This window comes from Saccharothrix sp. NPDC042600 (genome assembly GCF_040647305.1).
GTDB classification, from domain to species: Bacteria; Actinomycetota; Actinomycetes; order Mycobacteriales; family Pseudonocardiaceae; genus Actinosynnema; species Actinosynnema mutabilis.
This window is the reverse complement of sequence record NZ_JBEZBW010000068.1, coordinates 1-21,305: the sequence shown is the minus strand read 5'-3', so window position 1 is coordinate 21,305 and position 21,305 is coordinate 1. Positions and strand designations below refer to the sequence as shown.

Sequence of the window (21,305 nt, the reverse complement as noted above, 5' to 3'; positions counted from 1 at the left end):
GCGGTGGCGGCCCAGCTCGCCCCCCGAGGGCGGGCACGACCGCCACCGCGCCGACCGGCTCACGCCGACGAGCGCCGCACGATGAGCCGGTGCAGGACGATGAACGCCAGCAGCAGCGCGCCGATCACGATCTTCGTCCACCACGAGTTGAGCGTGCCGTCGAAGCTGATGATCGTCTGGATCGTGCCCAGCACCAGCGCGCCCACCACCGACCCGAGCACGTAACCCGCGCCACCGGCCAACAACGTCCCGCCGATGACGACCGCCGCGATGGCCTCCAGCTCCATGCCGACCGCGTGCAACCCGTACCCGGACGCGGTGTAGAACGAGAACACCAGACCGGCCAGCGACGAGCAGAACCCGCTCACCACGTACACGCCGACCTTGGTGAACCCGACCTTCAACCCCATCAGCCGCGCCGAGGGCTCGCTGCCGCCCAACGCGTACACGGTGCGCCCGAACCGGGTCAGGTGCAGCACGTACATCGCCGCCACCAGCACCGCCACCGCGATGAGCACGTTGTTCGTGATCGACACCCCGCCGCCCAGGGCGATGCGGTCCATGCCCAGCGCCCGATAACCCTTGTCCTTGATGCTGATGGACTCGATGCTGATCACGAAGCACAGCCCGCGCGCCAGGAACATGCCCGCCAGCGTCACGATGAACGGCTGCACGTCGAACTTGTGGATCATCAGGCCCATCAGCAGCCCGAGCACCGACCCGGTCAGCAGCACCACCACGACCACCAGCGGCACCGGCCACCCGGCCTTCACCCCCGCGGCGGCGATCATCGTGGACAGCGCCAGCACCGACCCCACCGACAGGTCGATGCCGCCGGTCAGGATCACGAACGTCATGCCCACGGCCAGCACGATCAGGTGCGCGTTGTCGATGAACAGGTTCGCGAACACCTGCCCGGACGCGAAGTTCTCGAACGACACCGACCCCGCGCCGAACGTCAGCACGAACAACGCGAACGTCGCCACCACCGGCAGGTGCCGCGACGGCACCCGCCCGACCGACAGCGCCTTGGGAATGCTCTGGGACGCCATCAGCTCGCCACCTCCTGCGGCTTCAGCACTTCCGCGACCGGCCGGGTGGGTCGCCGCCGGAACAGCGACTGCACCTTCGGCGATTGCACCAGGATCACCAGCACCACCACGACGGCCTTGAACACCAACGTGATCTCCGGCGCGATACCGGCCGTGTAGACGGTCGTGGTCAACGTCTGGATCACCAGCGCGCCCAGCAACGTCCCGGTCAGCGAGTACCGCCCGCCCGCCAACGACGTGCCGCCGATGACCACGGCCAGGATGGCGTCCATCTCGATCCACAACCCGGCGTTGTTCGCGTCCGCCGCGCTCACGTTCGAGCTGATCATCAACCCGGCCACGCCCGCGCACAGCGCCGCGAACACGTACACCGTCCAGATGATCGTCCGCGACTGCACGCCCGCGAGCCGGCTGGCCTCCGGGTTCACCCCGACCGCCTCGATCAGCAGGCCCAGCGCGGTCTTGCGGGTCGCCACCGCCACCAGCGCCAGCACCGCCACGCTGATCAGGATCGCCAGCGGCAGCAGCACGAACCCCGCGCCCACCGACCGGTAGGTCTCGTTGTTCACCGTGATGATCTGGCCGTCGGTCACCAGCATCGCGATGCCGCGCCCGGCCGTCATCAGCACCAACGTGGCCACGATCGGCTGAATGCGCAGCACGGCGACCAGGAACCCGTTCCACAGCCCCAGGACCAGGCACAGCCCCAACGAGATGGCCATGCCCACCAACGCGGTCGTCGCGCTGCCCGGGTCACCCGACCCCGCGATGTACTCGCACGTCACCGCGGCGGCGATGGCGACGACAGCACCCACCGACAGGTCGATGCCCCGCGTCGCGATCACCAACGTCATGCCCAACGCGATCAACAACGTGGGCGCGCCGTTCTTCAGGATGTCGATCACGCTGCCGTACAGGTGCCCGTCCTGCATGCGGATCGAGAAGAACGACGGCGTCACCACGACGTTGAGCACCAGCAACGCCACGAGCGCGCCCAGGGGCCACCACAGCCGGTTCACGCGGCGGCCCTCCCGCCCGCGATGTGCGCCATGACCTCGTCCACGTCCGCGCCGCGCAGCTCGGCGACCTTGCGCCGGTCCCGCAGCACCACCACGCGGTCGGACACCCGCACGACCTCCTCCAACTCGGCGGAGATGAACACCACCGCCACCCCCTCGGCCGCCAGCTCCGCCACCAGCTTCTGGATCTGCGCCTTCGCGCCCACGTCGATGCCGCGCGTCGGCTCGTCCAGGACCAGCAACTTCGGCTTGGTCACCAGCCACCGCGCGAGCAGCACCTTCTGCTGGTTGCCGCCGGAGAGGTTGCGGATCGGCGTGTCCGGCGTGGCGGGCCGGATGTCCAGCATCGCCACGTACTTCTCCACCAGCTCGTCCTTGGTGCGCCGGGACAACGGCCGCGTCCAGCCGCGCGAGGCCTGCAACGCCAGCACCAGGTTGTCCCGCACGCTCAGCTCCGCCACCAGGCCCTCGGCCTTGCGGTCCTCCGAGCAGAACCCGATGCCCGCCGCGATCGCCTGCCGCGGCCCGCGCAGGTGCAGCGGCTTGCCGTCGAACTCCAACGCGCCCGAGTCGGCCCTGTCCGCGCCGAACAGCAGCCGCGCCAGCTCCGTGCGCCCCGACCCGAGCAGCCCGGCCAGCCCGACCACCTCGCCCGCCCGCACCTCCAGGTCGAACGGCTCCACCGCGCCCTTGCGCCCCAGGCCGGTGGCGCGCAACAGCACCGGCCGGTCGTCCACCGGGTGCGCCTGCCCCTCCAGCTCCTCCAGCACGCGCAGCTCCCGGCCCAGCATCGCCGACACCAGGTCCAGCCGGCTCAGCTCGGCCGTGCGGTACTCGCCGACCAGCCGGCCGTTGCGCAGCACCGTCATCCGGTCGGAGATCTCGTAGACCTGCTCCAGGAAGTGCGAGACGAACAGGATCGCCACGCCCTCGTCGCGCAGCACGCGCATGATCCGGAACAGCTCCGCGACCTCGCCCGCGTCCAGGCTGGACGTCGGCTCGTCCAGGATCAGCACCTGGCACTCGACGGCGACCGCCCGCGCGATGGCCACCAGTTGCTGCACCGCGATCGGGTGCTCGGCCAGCACCGAGCCCGGGTCGATGGCCAGGCCCATGCGCTCCAGCAGCTCGGCCGCCCTGCGCCGGGTCGCGCGGCCGTCGATGCGGCCGAACCGGCGGGGCTCGCGGCCCAGCAGGATGTTCTCCGCGACGGTGAGGTTCCCGCAGAGGTTGACCTCCTGGTAGACGGTGCTGATCCCCGCCTCCTGCGCCTGCCCGGGGCCGCTGAACGAGACCTCCGCGCCGTTGAGCCGGATCAGCCCGGTCGGGCGGTGCACGCCGGTGAGCGCCTTGATGAGGGTGGACTTGCCGGCGCCGTTCTCGCCCATCAGGGCGTGCACCTCGCCGGGGAACAGCCGGAAATCGACGCCTTGCAGCGCCTTGACGCCGGGGAACTCCACGGAGATGCCCCGCATGTCGACGACCGGTTCGGTCATGGATCTGCCTTCGTGGGTGCGTCGGAGCGGTCCCCGCCGCGCCCACCGCGCCGGGGACCGCTCCGGGGTCAGTACTGCCGGGTGGGCAGCGCGGCCTTGGCCTGCTCCTGGGTGAACGTGGTCTCCTCGGTCACCACCCGCTTGGGCACCTGCTCGCCCGCCACGACCTTCTTCGCCAGGTCCATCAGCTGCTTGCCCAGCAGCGGGCTGCACTCGACGATGTAGTTGATCTCGCCGGCGGCCAGCGCGGTCATGCCGTCCTTCACCGCGTCCACGGTGATGATCCGGATGTCCTTGCCCGGCACCTTGCCCGCGGCCTTGATGGCCTCGATCGCGCCCAGGCCCATGTCGTCGTTGTGCGCGTACACCACGTCGATCTTGGGCACGGACTTCAGGAACGCCTCCATGACCTGCTTGCCGCCGGAACGGGTGAAGTCACCGGTCTGGGACTCCACGACCTTGATGTCCGGCTTGGCCGCGATGGCCTCGGCGAAGCCCTTCTTGCGGTCGTTGGCGGGCGCGGAACCCGTGGTGCCCTGCAGCTCCACCACGTTCACCGGGCCGCCGGCGTTCTCCGCCAGCCACTTGCCCGCCTTGCGGCCCTCCTCCACGAAGTCCGAGCCGAGGAAGGTCGCGTAGAGCGAGTCGTCGTCGGAGTCGATGGCGCGGTCGGTGAGGATCACCGGGATGTTCGCGGCCTTGGCCTCCTCCAGCACCGCGTCCCAGCCGGTCTCCACGACCGGGCTGAACGCGATGACGTCCACCTTCTGCTGGATGAACGACCGGATCGCCTTGATCTGGTTCTCCTGCTTCTGCTGGCCGTCGGAGAACTTCAGGTCCACCCCGGCGGCCTTCGCCTCGTCCTGGACCGACTTGGTGTTCGCCGTGCGCCACCCGCTCTCGGCGCCGACCTGGGCGAAGCCCATGGTGATGCCGTCGCTCGCGCCCGCCGGCGACGACGTCCCGCCGTCGCCCGAGCCGCACGCGGTCAGCACGCTCAGCAGGACCACGCCTGCGGCTGCCGTGATCTTCTTCAGCACTGGTTTCCTCCGAGTTCCACCGCGGTGACCGTGGTCACTTGGTGGACAAGAGTGAGCGTTCACAATCGGCGAGTCAAGGCCTGAGTCACGTCGATTTTGCATCGTTGACACCGTTCGAGCAGGCGACCTATGTTAGCGCTCACTTTTGTGGCGCGGGCCACCGTGACGCCACTTCCCGACGACGAGGAGAACGTCGGCATGATCCGTTCGCCGGCCGCCGTGCCGACCTTGGCGGGCACCCTCCTGACCGCACCACCCGCCCAAGCCGCCGACGGGCTCGTGGTGCGCTACGCGCTGGACGAGACCTCGGGCACGACCGTCACCGACTCCTGCGGCCACGGCCGCCACGCCGCGGCGAGCGGCGACACCACACCGCCGGGCGCCGAGGGCCGCGCGCTCGGCGGCGTGGACGGGCACGTGAAACTACCGGACGACCTGCTCCGCGGACTCGATTCAGTGACCGTCTCGATACAGGTCCGCGTCGCGCCCGACCGCGTCCGCGCCGCCTTCCCCTGACGAACCGCCAATCGACAGGAGCCCAACCGACCCATGTCCCGATCACGCGTGCTCGCCGCCCTGCTGGCCGCGAGCCTGGCCGCCGCCGTCCCCGGCGCGCAGGCCGCCGCCGAGACCGACTACACGCTCACGGTCGATCCCACCGCCCGGGGCGCCGACATCGCCGACACCATGTACGGCGTCTTCTTCGAGGACATCAACCGCGCCGCCGACGGCGGCCTGTACGCCGAGCTGGTGCAGAACCGGTCGTTCGAGTACGACCGCGTCGACAACGCCTCCTACAGCGGCCTCACGTCGTGGGCGCCGCTGGCCGGCGGCACGATCGAGGTCGTCGACGACGACCAGCGCCTGCACGAGCGCAACCGCCGCCACCTCAAGCTGGGCCTGCCCGCCGGGGTGGTGAACTCCGGCTACAACTCCGGCGTCAACGTCGTGGCGGGCAAGCGCTACGACTTCTCCGTGTGGGCGCGCACCGACCAGCCCGCCACCACCGTGACCGCGTCCCTCACCGACCCGGCCGGCGCGCCGCTGGCCGACGCGGTGACCGTCCAGGTCCGCGGCGACGCCTGGACCAAGTACACCGGCAGCTTCCTGGCGGCGAAGTCCAGCACGGTCGGCCGGCTCGCGGTCCGCGGCGCGGGCGCCGGCACGCTGCGGCTGGACATGGTGTCGCTGTTCCCGCGCGACACCTACAAGAACCGGCCCAACGGCCTGCGCGCCGACCTGGCCGAGAAGGTCGCCGCCCTCAAGCCGGGCTTCCTGCGCTTCCCCGGCGGCTGCCTGGTCAACGTCAACAGCCACTACGGCTACGAGGCTCCCAACTGGGAGCGCCGCCGCTCCTACCAGTGGAAGGACACCGTCGGCCCGGTCGAGCAGCGGCCCACCAACGCGAACTTCTGGGGCTACAACCAGTCCTACGGCCTGGGCTACTACGAGTACTTCCAGTTCGCCGAGGACATCGGCGCGATGCCGCTGCCCGTCGTGCCCGCGCTGGTCACCGGCTGCGGCCAGAACCGCGCCACCGACGACCCGGCCCTGCTGCAGCGCCACATCCAGGACACCCTCGACCTGATCGAGTTCGCCAACGGCCCCGCCACCTCGACGTGGGGCAGGCTGCGCGCCGACATGGGCCACCCCGAGCCGTTCAAGCTCACCCACCTGGGCGTGGGCAACGAGGAGAACCTGCCCGGCCAGTTCTTCGCCAACTTCGTGCAGTTCCGCGACGCCATCAAGGCGAAGCACCCGGACATCACGGTGATCAGCAACTCCGGCCCGGACGACACCGGAACCACGTTCGACCGCCTGTGGCAGCTCAACAAGCAGGGCGGCGTGGACATGGTGGACGAGCACTACTACAACAGCCCGGACTGGTTCCTCCAGAACAACAACCGGTACGACAGCTACGACCGCAACGGCCCCAAGGTGTTCCTGGGGGAATACGCCTCCCAGGGCAACAAGCTGTCCAACGCGCTCGCCGAAGCCGCGTACATGACCGGTCTGGAGCGCAACGCCGACGTGGTGAAGCTGGCGTCCTACGCGCCGCTGTTCGCCAACCAGGACTACGTGCAGTGGCAGCCGGACATGATCTGGCTCAACAACCACGCCTCCTGGGGTTCGGCGAACTACGAGGTGCAGAAGCTGTTCATGACCAACGTGGGCGACCACGTGGTGCCGAGCACGCAGACCTCCACGCCGTCGGTCGCCGGGCCGATCACCGGCGCGATCGGGCTGTCCACCTGGGCCACCAGCGCCGCCTACGACGACGTCTCCGTCACCTCCGCCACGGGCGCGAAGCTGTTCTCCGACGACTTCTCGGGCACCGACGCGCAGTGGACGCGGGCGGCCGGGCGCGGCTCGTGGGCGGTCTCCGGCGGCCGGTACGTGCAGTCCGACGCGGCGGCACAGGACACCCTCGTCACCGCCGGCGACGTGAACTGGCGCGACTACGACCTCGACGTCAAGGCCACCAAGCTGTCCGGCGCGGAGGGGTTCCTGGTCGCGTTCGGCGTCAAGGACACCGGCAACTTCTACTGGTGGAACCTGGGCGGCTGGAACAACACCCAGTCGGCCGTGGAGAAGGCGGTCGGCGGCGGCAAGTCCACCCTGCTGGCCAACGGGACGCGCGTCGAGACGGGGCGCACCTACGACCTGCGGGTCTCGGTGCGCGGGCGGCACGTCGAGCTGTTCCTGAACGGGCAGAAGTGGGGCGAGTTCACCGACGACAAGGTCGCCGAGCCGTTCCGCCAGGTCGTGACGCGTGACCTGGCCACCGGCGAACTGGTGGTGAAGGTCGTCAACGCCCAGGCGTCGCCGGCCCGGGTCAAGCTCGACCTCGGCAACCGGGTGGCCGTGGCCAACACCGCCAAGGTGACCACCGTCCAGGGCGGTCCCGACGACATGAACACCGAGTTCTTCCAGCCGGTGCGGGCCAGGGAAAGCACCCTGCGCGGCGTGAAGACGTCGTTCTCGCACACCTTCCCGGCCCACTCCGTGACGTTCATTCGCATCAAGGACAGGAGACTGTCGTGAGCCTCAGCCGTCGATCCCTGCTGGTGACCGGGGGAGCCGTGGCCGCCGCCGGCGCTCTGCCCGCGGGTCGGGCGGTCGCCCAGGACGTCGAGGCCGCCGCGCCGGCCACGCCGGTCCTGACCTCGCGCAACCCGTTGGTGGAGCAGCGGGCCGACCCGTTCGTCACCCCGCCCACCGACGGCATGTACTACCTGACCGGGTCGGTGCCGGAGTACGACCGGATCGTGGTGCGGGGCGCGTCCACCCTGGACGGACTGGCCACCGCCCGGGAACGCACGGTGTGGCGGCGGCCGTCGTCCGGCCCGATGGGCGGGTACGTCTGGGCTCCGGAGCTGCACCGCATCGACGGCAAGTGGTACATCTACTTCGCCGCCGGCGACTCCGACCAGCCCTTCCGCATCCGCACCTACGTGCTGGAGTCGCCGTCGGCGGACCCGCGCGAGGCCACGTGGACGCTGCGCGGGCAGATGGTGACCGGGTGGGACTCGTTCACCTTGGACGCGACCACGTTCGTCCACCGGGACAAGCGGTACTTCGTGTGGGCGCAGAGCGAACCCGGCATCGCCACCAACAGCAACCTCTACATCGCCGAGATGGCCTCGCCGCTGGCGCTGGCGTCCGCGCCGGTGCGCATCGCCGTGCCGACGCTGGACTGGGAGGTGCAGGGGTTCAAGGTGAACGAGGGTCCGGCGGTGCTGATCCGCAACGGCCGCGTGTTCGTCACCTTCTCCGCCAGCGCGACCGACGCCCGGTACTGCATGGGCCTGCTGACCGCCGACGAGAACGCGGACCTGCTCGACGCGCGGTCGTGGACCAAGTCGCCGCGGCCGGTCTTCACCACCAACACCGCCACGAGCCAGTACGGGCCGGGGCACAACTCGTTCACCCGCGTCGGGGACGTGGACGTGCTGGTCTACCACGCGCGGGACTACCGCGACATCACCGGCGACCCGCTGTTCGACCCCAACCGGCACACCCGCGTGCAGCGGCTGTACTGGAACGCCGACGGCACGCCCAGCTTCGGCGTGCCGGTCGGTCGGGGTGAGCCGCCCGTGCGGCTGCACCCGCTGGACGCGCCGCACGCGGTGGTCCGGCACCACGAGTACCGGCTGCGGGTGGACGGCGACGTCCGCGACCTGGCGGACTCGCAGTTCCGGGTGGTCGCGGGGTTCCTGGGCGCGGGCACGGTGGCGTTGCAGTCGGTGAACTTCCCCGACCGGTACGTGCGGACCGACGGCACGGACCTGCGCATCGACCCGTACGAGGACACCGACGCCTACGGGCGCGCGGCGAGCTTCGTGCGGGACGAGAGCCGGACGGGGGTGATGTTCCGGCAGGGTGACCTGCACGTCACGCACGACACCGGGCGGCTGGTGGTGGCGCGGCTCGGGACGTCCCGCGAGGCGCGGCAGCGGGCCACCTTCCGGGTGGGCTGACCGCCCGCGACGCGCGGGGGCGCGGACCTGCCCTCGCGCGTCGCCGGCGTGGTGGACAATGGGTGTCGGGCACGCGCGCTGGTGGACAGCTGGTGTTATCGCTAACATCCGAAGTGGACGATCATGAGCCGGGATGAGGGTGCGGCAGTGGAGAACAAGACCTCGCGCGACCCCGCGATGACGGATGTGGCGAGACTCGCGGGCGTGTCGCACCAGACCGTCTCGCGCGTGCTGAACGACCACCCCAACGTGCGCGAGCAGACCCGGCTGCGGGTGCGGGCGGCGATCGCCGAGCTGGGCTACCGGCCGAACAAGGCCGCGCGGGCGCTGGTGACCGGGCGGTCGCAGCTGATCGGCGTGGTGGCGCAGAACTCCACCCTGTACGGGCCGGCGTCGTTGCTGGCGGCGTTCGAGGAGGCGGCCGCGGGCGCGGGCTTCGCGGTCAGCGTCGGCCGGGTCAAGGAGTTGGACCACGCGTCGATCAACCGGGCCGTCGAGCGGCACCGCGACGAGCGGGTGGCCGGGATCGTGGTGATCGCCCCGACCGCGTCGGCCAACGACGCCCTGGCCGACATCCCCGCGGGCGTGCCGGTGGTGACCATCGACGGCGACCCGGCCCGCCCGACGCCGCTGGTGACCGTGGACCAGCAAGCGGGCGCGTACGCCGCCACCAAGCACCTGCTCGACGTGGGGCACCGGACGGTGTGGCACGTGTCGGGGCCGCCGAACTGGTTCGACAGCTCGGGCCGCGTCGAGGGGTGGCGCAAGGCCCTGGAGGACGCCGGCGCCGAGGTCCCGCCGCTGGTGCCCGCGGATTGGAGCGCCCGCGCCGGGTACCAGGCGGGGCAGATGCTCGCGCGGATGCCCGAGGTCACGGCCGTGTTCGCGGCGAACGACCACCTGGCGCTGGGCATCCTGCGGGCGATGCACGAACGCGGGCGGCGGGTGCCGGAGGACGTGAGCGTGATCGGGTTCGACGACGTGCCCGAGGCGGAGTTCTTCATCCCGCCGCTGACCACCGTGCGACAGGACTTCGCGGCGGTCGCGCGGGAAGCCCTGGACCTGCTGCTGGCCCAGGTCGCCGACGGCGGGGCGGCCGACACGCGCCGCACCATCGCCCCGGCCCTGATCAGCCGCGGCAGCGTCGCGCCACCCAAGTAGAACGCCGGGGCCGCCGGGCCGCGGGCTGACCGGCTCGGCTGACGGGCTCGGCTGACGGGCTCGGCGGCCGGCGCGCGGATGGACCCGGCTCGGCGGCCGGCGTGCGGATGGACCGGCTCGGTGGCCGGCGTGCGGACGGACCGGCTCGGTGGCTGGCGCGCGAGCGCGTCGGCGGGCAAGCTTGGCGGGTCGGGGTCGATCGGCGGATGTGCCGGCCCACGGCGCACGTCCCGCCCGGCGCACCTCCCGCCCGGTGGCCGGCGCGCCCGGCGCGCGTCCCGCCGGTGGCCGGCGCGCCTTGGACGGCGGTCCGCTTTGCGCAACACCCGGCGTGGCCGTCCGCTCTCCCGTGAGTGCGTTAACAACTCGGTTCGGTGCTGTTTCCAGCCCGAGACCGGCCATCTCTTGACGTCTTAATTGTTAGCGATAACACTGCATCACATCGCTTCTCAGGAAGGCCATCCCCGATGACCAACGACCCACTCGTGGTGGGCGTCGACTTCGGCACCCTGTCCGGCCGCGCCGTCGTGGTGCGGGTCCGCGACGGGGCCGAGCTCGGCAGCGCGGTCCACGACTACGCGCACGGCGTGCTCGACCGCGCCCTGCCCTCGGGCCGCGCGTTGCCGCCCGACTGGGCGCTCCAAGTCCCCTCCGACTACGTCGACGTGCTGCGCCACGCCGTCCCCGCCGCTCTGGAGGCCGCGGGCGCCGACCCGGCGGACGTGATCGGCATCGGCACCGACTTCACCGCGTGCACGATGGTCCCGACCACGGCCGACGGCACGCCGCTCAACGAGCTGCCCGAGTTCGCCGACCACCCGCACGCCTACGTCAAGCTGTGGAAGCACCACGCCGCCCAGCCGCAGGCCGACCGGATCAACCACCTGGCCGAACGGCGCGGCGAGCCGTGGCTGCCCCGCTACGGCGGCCTGATCTCCTCCGAGTGGGAGTTCGCCAAGGGCCTCCAGGTGCTGGAGGAGGCCCCCGAGGTCTACGCGGCGATGGAGCACTGGGTCGAGGCCGCGGACTGGATCGTCTGGCAGCTCGCCGGCGTCTACGTGCGCAACGAGTGCACCGCCGGGTACAAGGGCATCCGCCAGGACGACGCCTACCCGTCGCCGGAGTTCCTCAAGGAGCTCAACCCCGACTTCGAGCGGTTCGTCGCCGACAAGCTCGACCACCCGCTGGGCGCGCTGGGCGACCGCGCCGGCGGCCTCACCGCCCGGGCGGCCGGGTGGACCGGGCTGCGCGAGGGCATCGCGGTCGCCGTCGGCAACGTCGACGCCCACGTCACCGCGCCCGCGGCCAAGGCCGTGGAGCCGGGCGTGATGGTCGCGATCATGGGCACCTCGACGTGCCACGTGATGAACGGCGTGGACCTGCGGGACGTGCCGGGCATGTGCGGTGTCGTCAACGGCGGGATCGTGCCGGGCCTGTGGGGTTACGAGGCCGGGCAGAGCGGTGTCGGCGACATCTTCGCGTGGTTCGTCAACCACGGCGTCCCGCCCGAGTACCACGAGCGGGCGCGGGAACGCGGCATCGGCGTCCACGAGCTGCTCACCGAGCTGGCCGCCGGGCAGGAGATCGGCGAGCACGGCCTGATCGCGCTGGACTGGCACAGCGGCAACCGGTCGGTGTTGGTGGACCACGAGCTGTCCGGCGTGGTCGTCGGCCAGACGCTGGCCACCCGCGCCGAGGACACCTACCGCGCGCTGCTGGAGGCCACCGCCTACGGCACCCGCATGGTGATCGACGCGTTCACCGACTCGGGCGTGCCGGTGACCGAGCTGGTCATCGCGGGCGGCCTGGTGAAGAACGCGCTGCTGATGCAGATCTACGCCGACGTCACGAACCTGCCGCTGTCGGTGATCGGGTCCGAGCAGGGCCCGGCGCTGGGCTCGGCGATGCACGCGGCGGTCGCGGCGGGCGCGTTCCCCGACATCGTCGCCGCGGCGGCGGCCATGGGCAAGGTCGAGCGGTCGGTGTACGAGCCGGTGCCGGCCAACGTCGAGGCCTACGAGCGGCTGTTCGTGGAGTACCAGGAGCTGCACGACTACTTCGGCCGGGGCGCGAACGAGGTCATGCACCGGCTGAAGGTCCTGCGCCGCCAGGCGGTCGAGCGCAAGGCGACCAAGGGGGAGGCCGGCCGATGAAGGTCCTGGACGCGCTGCGCCACGGCGTGGCCGAGCTGCACCGCGAGCTGACCCGGTACGAGCTGGTCATCTGGACCGCGGGCAACGTGTCGGCGCGGGTGCCGGGCGAGGACCTGATGGTGATCAAGCCGTCGGGGGTGTCCTACGACGAGCTGTCACCGGAGAACATGGTCGTCACCGACCTGCACGGCAACCTCGTGCACGGCGAACTCGCGCCCTCCTCGGACACCGCCGCGCACGCCTACGTGTACCGGCACATGCCCGAGGTCGGGGGAGTGGTGCACACGCACTCGACCTACGCCACGGCGTGGGCCGCGCGCGGCGAGCCGATCCCGTGCGTGCTCACGATGATCGCGGACGAGTTCGGCGGGGACATCCCGGTGGGGCCGTTCGCGCTCATCGGCGACGACTCGATCGGGCGCGGGATCGTGGAGACGTTGCGGGAGAGCCGGTCCCCGGCGGTGCTGATGCGCAACCACGGCCCGTTCACGGTCGGCAAGGACGCCCGCTCGGCGGTGAAGGCGGCCGTGATGCTGGAGGACGTGGCGCGGACCGTCCACATCGCACAGCAGCTCGGCAAGCCCGACCCGATCGACCCCGAGCACGTCGACCGCCTCTACGCGCGCTACCAGAACGTCTACGGGCAGTGAGCCCCGCAATGTCGAGCCCAGCACAAGGAGTGCCCATGTCGTCCGCCGCGAAGCCCCAGGTCTGGTTCCTCACCGGCAGCCAGCACCTCTACGGCCCGGAGACGCTCGACCAGGTCGCGGGGCAGTCGCAGCAGATCCAGCGCATGCTCGGCGCGTCGGGGCGGATCAGCGCCGAGCTGGTGTGGAAGCCCGTGCTGACCGACACCGCGGCCATCCGCAAGGTGATGCAGGAGGCCAACGCCGACCCGGCGTGCGTCGGCGTCATCGCGTGGATGCACACGTTCTCGCCGGCCAAGATGTGGATCACCGGCCTGGACGCGTTGCAGAAGCCGTTGCTGCACCTGCACACCCAGCACAACGAGTCCCTGCCGTGGTCGACCATCGACATGGACTTCATGAACCTCAACCAGGCCGCGCACGGCGACCGCGAGTTCGCCTACGTGCAAACCCGGATCGGGGTGGCGCGCAAGACCGTGGTCGGGCACGCGAGCGACCCGGTGCTGGCCGACCGCATCGACGGCTGGGCGCGCGCCGCGACCGGCTACACGCACCTGCGGTCGCTGCGGCTGGCCCGGTTCGGCGACAACATGCGCGACGTGGCCGTGACCGAGGGCGACAAGGTCGAGGCCGAGCTGCGGTTCGGCGTGTCGGTGAACACCTACGGCGTCAACGACCTGGTCGCGCTGGTCGACGGGGTGTCCGACGAGTCGATCGACCTGCTGGTGTCGGAGTACGCCGACACCTACCGGCTGGCCCCGGAGCTGGCGCGCGGCGGCGAGCGGCACGAGTCGCTGCGCTACGCGGCGCGCATCGAGGCCGGGTTGCGGCAGTTCCTGACCGAGGGCGGGTTCGGGGCGTTCACCACGAACTTCGAGGACCTGGGCGGGCTGCGCCAGCTCCCGGGCCTGGCCGTGCAGCGGCTGATGGGCGACGGCTACGGCTTCGGCGGCGAGGGCGACTGGAAGACCTCCGCGCTGCTCGCGACGGTGAAGGCGATGGGCGCGGGCACCGGTCGCGGCACCTCGTTCATGGAGGACTACACCTACCACTTCGGGCCGGGGGAGCCGAAGGTGCTGGGCGCGCACATGCTGGAGGTGTGCCCGAGCATCGCGGCCGACCGGCCCTCGTGCGAGGTCCACCCGCTGGGCATCGGCGGCCGGGAGGACCCGGTCCGGCTGGTGTTCGACGCCGCGCCCGGACCCGGCGTGGTGATCGGCCTGGCCGACCTGGGCGACCGGTTCCGGATGGTGGCCAACGAGGTCGAGGTCGTCGCGCCGGACGAGCCGCTGCCCAACCTGCCCGTGGCGCGCGCGGTGTGGAAGCCCGCGCCGTCGCTGAGCACGTCCGCCGAGTCCTGGCTGACCGCCGGCGGACCGCACCACACGGTGCTCACCCAGGCCGTCGGCGCGGAGGCGCTGCGCGACCTGGCCACCATGACCGGCACCGAACTGGCCCTGATCGACGCCGCCACGACGGCGGAGTCGTTCACCGACCGGCTGCGCTGGAACGCCGCCTACCACCGACTCGCGCAGGGCCTGCGCTAGAGACACCCACCGCCGCAAGGAGCAACAATGAGGTTGACGAAGATCGCGGTCCTGGCCGCCGCAGCGGTGCTGGCCACCGCCTGCGGGTCGTCGGAGAAGACGGTCGACCAGCAGGGCCAGTCCGCCGAGGGTGCGCTCGTGGGCGTCACCATGCCCACCAAGTCCTCGGAACGCTGGATCCACGACGGGGAGAACATCAAGAAGTCGTTGGAGGCCAAGGGCTACAAGGTCGATCTCCAGTACGCGGAGAACGACATCCCCACCCAGGTCAACCAGCTGGAGAACCAGATCACCAAGGGCGCGCGGCTGTTGGTGATCGCCTCGATCGACGGCACCGCGATCACCACCCAGCTGGAGCAGGCCAAGGCGGCGAACATCCCGGTCATCGCCTACGACCGGTTGATCCGCAACAGCCCGAACGTGGACTACTACGCCACCTTCGACAACTTCAAGGTCGGCGTCGAGCAGGCGAACTCCCTGTTGACCGGTCTGAAGCTGCGCAACGCCGACGGCAGTCCGGGCAGCGCGACCGGCCCGTTCGACATCGAGCTGTTCGCCGGGTCGCCGGACGACAACAACGCCACGTTCTTCTTCAACGGCGCGATGTCGGTGCTCCAGCCGTACATCGACAAGGGCACGCTGAACGTCAAGAGCGGCCAGAAGGACTTCAAGACCGTCGCGATCCTGCGGTGGGACCCCGCCACGGCGCAGAAGCGCATGGAGGACATCCTCACCACCACCTACCGCGGCGGGAAGGTGCACGGCGTGCTCTCGCCGTACGACGGCCTGTCGATCGGCATCCTGTCGGCGCTGAAGTCCAACGGCTACGGCACCGCCGACCAGCCCTACCCGGTCGTGACCGGCCAGGACGCCGAGGTGGCGTCGGTGAAGTCCATCATCGCGGGCGAGCAGTACTCGACCATCTTCAAGGACACCCGTGAGCTGGCGAAGGTGACCGTGGACATGGCCGACGCCGTGCTCAAGGGCGGCAAGCCGCAGGTGAACAACGAGAAGGACTACGACAACGGCAACAAGGTCGTCCCGTCCTACCTGTTGCAGCCGGTGGCCGTGGACAAGGCCAACTACCAGAAGGTCCTGGTGGACTCGGGCTACTACACCGCCGACCAGTTGAAGTGATGGCTTTGTCCGACGACATCCTGGTGATGCGCGGCATCACCAAGAGGTTCGGTGGGGTCACCGCGCTGCACGACGTCACGTTCGCCGTGCGGCGCGGTGAGATCCACGCGGTGTGCGGCGAGAACGGCGCGGGCAAGTCCACGCTGATGAAGGTGCTGTCGGGCGTGCACCCGCACGGGTCCTACGACGGCGGCATCTTCTTCGACGGCGAGGAGTGCCGGTTCTCCTCCGTGCGCGACAGCGAGCGGCGCGGCGTGGTGATCATCCACCAGGAGCTGGCGCTGTGCCCGCAGTTGTCCATCGCGGAGAACCTGTTCCTGGGCAACGAGCAGGCCACGCGCGGGTTCATCGACTGGAACCGCACCAACCACGCGGCGGCCGAGCTGCTGGCGCGCGTGGGCCTGCGGGAGAACCCGACGACACCGATCGCGGACCTCGGCGTGGGCAAGCAACAGCTGGTCGAGATCGCCAAGGCGCTGTCCAAGGAGGTCTCGCTGCTCATCCTGGACGAGCCCACGGCCGCGCTGAACGACGACGACTCCGCGCACCTGCTGGACCTGCTGCGCGGCCTGCGCGACCAGGGCATCACGTGCGTGATCATCTCCCACAAGCTCAACGAGGTCATGGACGTCGCCGACCGGATCACGGTCATCCGCGACGGCCGGACCGTGGAGACGATGGACGTCGCCGAGGCCACCGAGGACCGGATCATCTCCGGCATGGTCGGCCGCGACCTGGAGCACCGCTTCCCGCCGCGCGAGCCGCGCATCGGCGACGAGGTGCTGCGGATCGAGGACTGGACGGTGCACAGCCCGGTCCAGCCCGACCGGGTCGTGGTCTCCGGCGCGTCGCTGACGTTGCGGCGCGGGGAGATCGTCGGCCTGGCCGGCCTGATGGGCGCGGGGCGCACCGAACTGGCGATGAGCGTGTTCGGCCGCTCCTACGGCGTGCGCATCTCCGGTCGGATCGTCAAGGACGGTCGCGAGGTCGAGCTGAAGACCGTGCGTGACGCCATCAAGCACGGCATCGCGTACGTCAGCGAGGACCGCAAGCGGTACGGGCTGAACCTGATCGAGGACATCAAGCGCAACATCTCCGCCGCGGCCCTGCCCCGCCTGGCCTCGCGGGGCTGGGTGCGGGAGGGCGAGGAGTTCGCGGTCGCCGAGGCGCACCGGCGGTCGCTGGGCATCAAGGCCCCGGACGTGCTGACCCCCACCGCCGCGCTGAGCGGCGGCAACCAGCAGAAGGTCGTGCTGGCCAAGTGGATGCAGACCGACCCGGACGTGCTGATCCTCGACGAACCCACGCGCGGCGTCGACGTGGGCGCCAAGTACGAGATCTACACGATCGTCAACGAACTGGCCGCGCGCGGCAAGGCGGTCCTGGTGATCTCGTCCGAACTGCCCGAGCTGCTCGGCCTGTGCGACCGCGTGTACGCGCTGTCGGCGGGCCGCGTGACCGGCGAGGTGAGCCGGGACGAGGCGACCCAGGAACGCCTCATGCAGCACATGACCAAGGGACTGAACCGATGAGTGTCAAGACCGCCGCCCCGGTGCAGGCGGGGCCGGCCGCCGCCCCGCGCCGGTTCCGCTTCAACCTGCGGCAGAGCGGCATCTACGTGGCGTTCGCGCTGATCGTGGTGCTGTTCACGGTGATCACCGACGGTGCTCTGCTCGAACCGCAGAACATCTCGAACATCATCGTGCAGAACTCCTACATCCTGATCCTGGCCGTGGGGATGATCCTGGTGATCATCGCCGGGCACATCGACCTGTCGGCCGGGTCGGTGGTCGCGGTGACCGGCGCGCTGTGCGCGGTGCTGACCGTGCAGGCGGGTCTGCCGTGGGGCCTGGCGGTCCTGATCACGCTGGGCGCGGGCGCGCTGATCGGCGCGTGGCAGGGGTACTGGGTCGCCTACTTCGGGATCCCCGCGTTCATCGTGACGCTGGCCGGGATGCTGGTGTTCCGCGCCCTGACCCTGACCGTGCTGGGCAACCAGGGCATCGGGCCGTTCCCGCAGGAGATCCGGACGCTGTCCAACGGGTTCGTCGAGGGCTACCTGGGCAACGTCGGGCTCGGCCCGCTGGGTGGCGCGGACCTGTTGTCGCTGTTGGTCGGCCTCGGTGTGGTCGCGGGCCTGGGCGGGGCGCAGTGGCGGGCGCGGGCCGGCCGGATCGGGTACGGGCAGACCGTGGACCCGATGTGGGTGTTCGTGGCGAAGCTCGCCGGCGCCGGGCTGGTCGTGATGGCCGTGGTGGTGCAGTTGGCGCGGTTCCGGAACCTGCCGTGGGTGCTGGTGCTGCTGGCCGTGCTGGTCATCGGGTACTCGCTGGTGGCGAACCGGACCGTGTTCGGGCGGCGGATCTACGCGGTGGGCGGCAACGTCCAGGCGGCGACGCTGTCCGGCGTGAACGTCAAGTCCGTGACGTTCTGGATCTTCGTCAACATGGGCGTGCTGGGCGCGCTGGCGGGCGTGGTCTTCGCGGGCCGGCTCAACCAGGCGGGCCCGACGGCCGGGTTCAACTTCGAGCTGGACGCCATCGCGGCGGCCTTCATCGGCGGCGCGGCGGTGCAGGGCGGGGTGGGCAAGGTCGTCGGCGCCATCACCGGCGGCCTGATCATGGCGGTGATCAACAACGGCATGTCCCTGATCGGCGCGCAGAGCGAGAAGGTCATGCTGGTCAAGGGCCTGGTGCTGCTCGCGGCCGTGGCCTACGACGTGTGGACCAAGCGCCGCAACCGCTGACCCGCTGCCGGGGGCTCAACCCGGCCAGACCCGGACCCTGGCGTCCTGGTTCAGCCCCCGGTAGTGGTCGGTGTAGAGCTTCGCGACCAGCTCGCCCCGGCTGTTGACGCCGGTCTTGGCGAAGACCGCCTTCACGTGGTCGCGGACCGTGTGCTGGGAGAGGTGCAGGCCGCGGGCCATCTGCGCGCTGCTCAACCCGCGCGCGACCAGGCCGGTGATCTCCTGCTCGCGTTCGGTGAGGCCGTAGGCGGCGGTGAGCAGGGACGCGACGTCCGCCGGCTTGGCGGGCTCCACGACCACCGCCGTCTGCGTGGCCGCGCCGGACTCCTCGCGCAGGCAGGAGGCGTGGAACACCAACCAGCGCCCGGTCCGGTCCCGCGCGCGGACGCGGGTGTCGTCGCCGGTCAGCGCTCGGGCCGCCGTGCTGTGCACCCACGCCGGCACTCGGACCCCGAAACGGCTCTGCGACGAGGGGCTGTCCGGCATGGCGGCGAGCAGTTCGCGCGCCTCGTCGTTGATCGACAGCAACCCGCCCGACAGGTCGAACAACAGCAACCCCGGCCCGGCTGTCATACCCCCGTGCGAGGATGGAACCGGGGGCCGGAGGCCGGCGAACGTCCGCAGCCGTTTGCCCAGCGGGGCGAGCTGTTCGGCCGCCGTGGCGATCTCGCGCCGGGTGAACGCCGCCCTGCCCCGCTCCCGGAACAGGCTCACCTGGCCCCACCACTGGCCGTCCGCCCGCAGCACCGCGCGCAACTCGTCGTCCAGGCCGCGCGGCTTGAGGAACCGGCGGTAGGTGGCGCTGTGCTCGGGGGCGTCGGAGGTGCCGTCCCGCAGCGCGGCGACCGGGACCGGGGCGCGGGCCAGGTCGCGGAACAGGTTCACCTTCTCCGCCAGCAGTTCGCTGTCCCAGTACGTGTCGCAGCCGTCCTCGCCCAGGTTCTCCGCCCGCATCGGTGCGGTGGCCAGGCCGGTGGCCGGGTCGCTGGCCTGCCACACCGCGGCGTCGAACGGGACCGACCGGCGCAGGGTGCGCGACGCCTCCTCGAACAGGGCCAGGGCGGAGTCCATGCACTCGATCATGCGCCCGGCCGCCGGCCTGGGACAACCCCGAAAACGGGGGATGGCGGCCGGGGTGCGCGGCCGGCGAGTGTCGTGGTCATGAAGATCGGGATCATCGGAGCCGGCGCGGCCGGCGTGGCGCTGCTCGACGCGTTGTCCCTGGCGGACGTGGCTCCCGGCGGGGTGACCGTGTTCGAGGAGTCGCCGTGGTTGTGGCGGGGGCGGGCGTACCAGCCGGACCTGGAGGCGGTGCGGGTGAACGCGCCGCCGGTGCTCATGTCGATCCGGCACTCGGACCGTGCGCACTACATGCGCTGGTTGGAGGGCCGTGGTGGGTACCTGGACGCGCGGATGGGCGTGCAGATCGTGCCGCGTGCGGTGTTCGGTGAGTACTTGGAGGAAACCGCGACGGACGCGATCGCGCGGCTGCGGTCGGCGGGGTGGCGGGTCAGCGTGGTGAACGAGCGGGTGGTGGGTGCCGCGCCCCTGCGGACGGCGTCCGGTGAGCACCGGGTGGACCGGACCGTGCTGGCCGTGGGCGGCGGGTCGCCGTTCGACCACTACGGGCTCGACGGCGGTCCGGGGTTCGTGCTGGAGCCTTACCCGTTGGCGCGCACGGTGGCCGATGTGCCGTCCGACGCGCATGTGGCCGTGATCGGGAGCGGGTTGACGGCGGTGGACGTGGTGGCGGCGTTGACCGCGACCGGGCACACCGGGCCGGTGACGCTGGTGTCGCGTACCGGTGTCCTGCCGCACGTGCAGCAACGGCCGGTGGCGTTGGAGTTCCGGCACTTGGTGCGCGAGAACCTGGTGGGGTCGCGGGAGGGGTTGGTGGACCTGCTGCGCTCGGAACTGGCAGCCGTCGGCCAGGACCTGGAGCCGCTGGTGCGCGAACTGAGTGCTCCGGAGGACCCGGTGGCCCGTCTGCGCCGTCAACTGTCCGAAGTGGACTCGGTGTACCTGGGGCGGCGGTTGGTCACGGCGGCCGTGCACATGTTGGGCTCGGCGGCGTGGCGGCTGTTGTCCCCGGTTGACCGGGAGTTGGTGCGGCGCAGGCATTTTCGGGCGATCAACAGCCTTGCCTCGCCCATGGCTCCGTTGAACGGGGAGTTGCTGTTGCGGGAGTTCGAGTCGGGTCGCCTGCGGCTGCTGCGCGGGGTGGTGAAGGTGGAGCGGGTCGCGCGGGGGTTCCGGGTGGTCGGGGACGAGGAGGTCGTGGCGGACGTGGTGGTGAACGCGGTGAACCCGCGGTCCCACGCCGTGCCGGCGGTGGCCGAGCCGTTGGTGGGGTCGTTGCTGGCGGGTGGGTTGGTGGGGTTGCCGGAGCGGGGCGGGGTGGAGGTGCGGTCGCGGGACGTGCTCAGCCTCGGGTCGGCGACGGCGGACACGTCGTTCGTGGTGCCGAGCGTTCCGACGTTGGCGGCGGGTGCGGTGGAGGTGGTTCGCGACCTCGTCGGTTAGCGGCGATAACACGATCGTGTTAACGATGTTGCAATAGCGCTGCTACCGTGGTTCCATTATCGGTGTGAACACGACCGAGGAGGGGACCGAGATGAACACGCGCGTCGCGATCGTCACTGGTGGATCGCGGGGGATCGGGCGGGCGACCGCCGAGCGCCTGGCCGCGGACGGCATGCGGCTGCCGGCAGCCGGCAAGACCGCCCGGCAGGGCTGCTCGGGCAGTCACCAGGGCCGCCCGCCCGACCTCGCCCGCGGCAACCGCCAGGGGCGCGCCCGCACAGCGCCGCCGCCCGCCCCGCCGCC

17 protein-coding genes are annotated in these 21,305 nt (G+C 71.0%); 12 read left to right on the top strand and 5 right to left on the bottom strand.

The window, feature by feature from the left end; all coding sequences use genetic code 11:
• Positions 1–59: 59 nt before the first annotated feature.
• From yjfF to AB0A74_RS30200, 4 genes are all read right to left on the bottom strand, one after another.
• Positions 60–1,052 carry a galactofuranose ABC transporter, permease protein YjfF gene (yjfF, locus tag AB0A74_RS30215; RefSeq protein WP_358254714.1) on the bottom strand — a complete coding sequence of 331 codons (993 nt, stop codon included), beginning with the start codon at positions 1,050–1,052 and terminating at the stop codon, positions 60–62.
• Entirely contained in the window at positions 1,052–2,071 is a 1,020-nt protein-coding gene (locus tag AB0A74_RS30210) for an ABC transporter permease (RefSeq protein ID WP_343939335.1), read from the bottom strand. Before AB0A74_RS30210 ends, yjfF begins: the two co-directional genes overlap by 1 nt.
• Positions 2,068–3,567 (bottom strand): sugar ABC transporter ATP-binding protein, encoded by a 1,500-nt coding sequence (locus AB0A74_RS30205; RefSeq protein ID WP_358254712.1) that lies wholly within the window; start codon positions 3,565–3,567, stop codon positions 2,068–2,070. Before AB0A74_RS30205 ends, AB0A74_RS30210 begins: the two co-directional genes overlap by 4 nt.
• 68 nt (positions 3,568–3,635) lie before the next feature.
• Entirely contained in the window at positions 3,636–4,607 is a 972-nt protein-coding gene (locus tag AB0A74_RS30200) for an ABC transporter substrate-binding protein (protein WP_358254710.1), read from the bottom strand.
• A 162-nt stretch (positions 4,608–4,769) separates the two neighbouring features.
• On the opposite strand from AB0A74_RS30200, the gene AB0A74_RS30195 reads away from it, so the two are divergent.
• The 10 genes from AB0A74_RS30195 to mmsB all read left to right on the top strand — a co-directional run bounded on the left by AB0A74_RS30195 (position 4,770) and on the right by mmsB (position 18,479).
• Complete coding sequence (locus AB0A74_RS30195) at positions 4,770–5,123, top strand: hypothetical protein (protein WP_358254709.1); 354 nt, start codon at positions 4,770–4,772, stop codon at positions 5,121–5,123.
• Between the two features lie 33 nt (positions 5,124–5,156).
• The gene (locus AB0A74_RS30190) at positions 5,157–7,652 is read left to right on the top strand and encodes an alpha-L-arabinofuranosidase C-terminal domain-containing protein (protein ID WP_358254707.1); all 2,496 of its coding nucleotides are present in this window, start codon (positions 5,157–5,159) and stop codon (positions 7,650–7,652) included.
• The gene (locus AB0A74_RS30185) at positions 7,649–9,088 is read left to right on the top strand and encodes a family 43 glycosylhydrolase (protein ID WP_358254705.1); all 1,440 of its coding nucleotides are present in this window, start codon (positions 7,649–7,651) and stop codon (positions 9,086–9,088) included. The genes AB0A74_RS30190 and AB0A74_RS30185 overlap by 4 nt, the downstream gene beginning before the upstream one ends.
• A 123-nt stretch (positions 9,089–9,211) precedes the next feature.
• The gene (locus AB0A74_RS30180) at positions 9,212–10,249 is read left to right on the top strand and encodes a LacI family DNA-binding transcriptional regulator (protein ID WP_358254704.1); all 1,038 of its coding nucleotides are present in this window, start codon (positions 9,212–9,214) and stop codon (positions 10,247–10,249) included.
• 467 nt (positions 10,250–10,716) lie between these two features.
• Positions 10,717–12,402, top strand: coding sequence for a ribulokinase (araB, locus tag AB0A74_RS30175; protein WP_358254702.1), 1,686 nt, complete (start codon positions 10,717–10,719; stop codon positions 12,400–12,402).
• Positions 12,399–13,052 (top strand): L-ribulose-5-phosphate 4-epimerase, encoded by a 654-nt coding sequence (locus AB0A74_RS30170; protein ID WP_358254700.1) that lies wholly within the window; start codon positions 12,399–12,401, stop codon positions 13,050–13,052. Before araB ends, AB0A74_RS30170 begins: the two co-directional genes overlap by 4 nt.
• Before the next feature lie 35 nt (positions 13,053–13,087).
• Complete coding sequence (gene araA, locus AB0A74_RS30165) at positions 13,088–14,596, top strand: L-arabinose isomerase (protein ID WP_358254698.1); 1,509 nt, start codon at positions 13,088–13,090, stop codon at positions 14,594–14,596.
• 27 nt (positions 14,597–14,623) lie between these two features.
• A complete protein-coding gene (gene chvE, locus AB0A74_RS30160; RefSeq protein ID WP_343939355.1) occupies positions 14,624–15,733 on the top strand; it encodes a multiple monosaccharide ABC transporter substrate-binding protein in 1,110 nt (369 codons plus the stop codon).
• Positions 15,733–17,265 carry a multiple monosaccharide ABC transporter ATP-binding protein gene (mmsA, locus tag AB0A74_RS30155; protein WP_358254696.1) on the top strand — a complete coding sequence of 511 codons (1,533 nt, stop codon included), beginning with the start codon at positions 15,733–15,735 and terminating at the stop codon, positions 17,263–17,265. The genes chvE and mmsA overlap by 1 nt, the downstream gene beginning before the upstream one ends.
• Positions 17,262–18,479 (top strand): multiple monosaccharide ABC transporter permease, encoded by a 1,218-nt coding sequence (gene mmsB, locus AB0A74_RS30150; RefSeq protein ID WP_358254694.1) that lies wholly within the window; start codon positions 17,262–17,264, stop codon positions 18,477–18,479. Before mmsA ends, mmsB begins: the two co-directional genes overlap by 4 nt.
• Positions 18,480–18,494: 15 nt before the next feature.
• On the opposite strand, the gene AB0A74_RS30145 is transcribed toward mmsB, so the two are convergent.
• Positions 18,495–19,550, bottom strand: coding sequence for a helix-turn-helix transcriptional regulator (locus AB0A74_RS30145; RefSeq protein WP_358254692.1), 1,056 nt, complete (start codon positions 19,548–19,550; stop codon positions 18,495–18,497).
• Between the two features lie 90 nt (positions 19,551–19,640).
• On the opposite strand from AB0A74_RS30145, the gene AB0A74_RS30140 reads away from it, so the two are divergent.
• Both AB0A74_RS30140 and AB0A74_RS30135 read left to right on the top strand, forming a co-directional pair.
• Complete coding sequence (locus AB0A74_RS30140; protein WP_358254690.1) at positions 19,641–21,002, top strand: FAD/NAD(P)-binding protein; 1,362 nt, start codon at positions 19,641–19,643, stop codon at positions 21,000–21,002.
• Between the two features lie 91 nt (positions 21,003–21,093).
• Positions 21,094–21,305: SDR family NAD(P)-dependent oxidoreductase (locus AB0A74_RS30135; protein WP_358254764.1), on the top strand; the 212-nt coding region annotated here is incomplete at its 3' end.

Bases quoted from the DNA above. Each gene is read 5' to 3' on its own strand.
- chvE (WP_343939355.1), top strand. From the start codon at position 14,624: ATGAGGTTGACGAAGATCGCGGTCCTGGCCGCCGCAGCGGTGCTGGCC.
- AB0A74_RS30190 (WP_358254707.1), top strand. From the start codon at position 5,157: ATGTCCCGATCACGCGTGCTCGCCGCCCTGCTGGCCGCGAGCCTGGCC.
- araA (WP_358254698.1), top strand. From the start codon at position 13,088: ATGTCGTCCGCCGCGAAGCCCCAGGTCTGGTTCCTCACCGGCAGCCAG.
- AB0A74_RS30140 (WP_358254690.1), top strand. From the start codon at position 19,641: ATGAAGATCGGGATCATCGGAGCCGGCGCGGCCGGCGTGGCGCTGCTC.
- mmsA (WP_358254696.1), top strand. From the start codon at position 15,733: ATGGCTTTGTCCGACGACATCCTGGTGATGCGCGGCATCACCAAGAGG.
- AB0A74_RS30170 (WP_358254700.1), top strand. From the start codon at position 12,399: ATGAAGGTCCTGGACGCGCTGCGCCACGGCGTGGCCGAGCTGCACCGC.
- araB (WP_358254702.1), top strand. From the start codon at position 10,717: ATGACCAACGACCCACTCGTGGTGGGCGTCGACTTCGGCACCCTGTCC.
- yjfF (WP_358254714.1), bottom strand. From the start codon at position 1,052: ATGGCGTCCCAGAGCATTCCCAAGGCGCTGTCGGTCGGGCGGGTGCCG.
- AB0A74_RS30145 (WP_358254692.1), bottom strand. From the start codon at position 19,550: ATGGACTCCGCCCTGGCCCTGTTCGAGGAGGCGTCGCGCACCCTGCGC.
- mmsB (WP_358254694.1), top strand. From the start codon at position 17,262: ATGAGTGTCAAGACCGCCGCCCCGGTGCAGGCGGGGCCGGCCGCCGCC.
- AB0A74_RS30180 (WP_358254704.1), top strand. From the start codon at position 9,212: ATGAGCCGGGATGAGGGTGCGGCAGTGGAGAACAAGACCTCGCGCGAC.
- AB0A74_RS30205 (WP_358254712.1), bottom strand. From the start codon at position 3,567: ATGACCGAACCGGTCGTCGACATGCGGGGCATCTCCGTGGAGTTCCCC.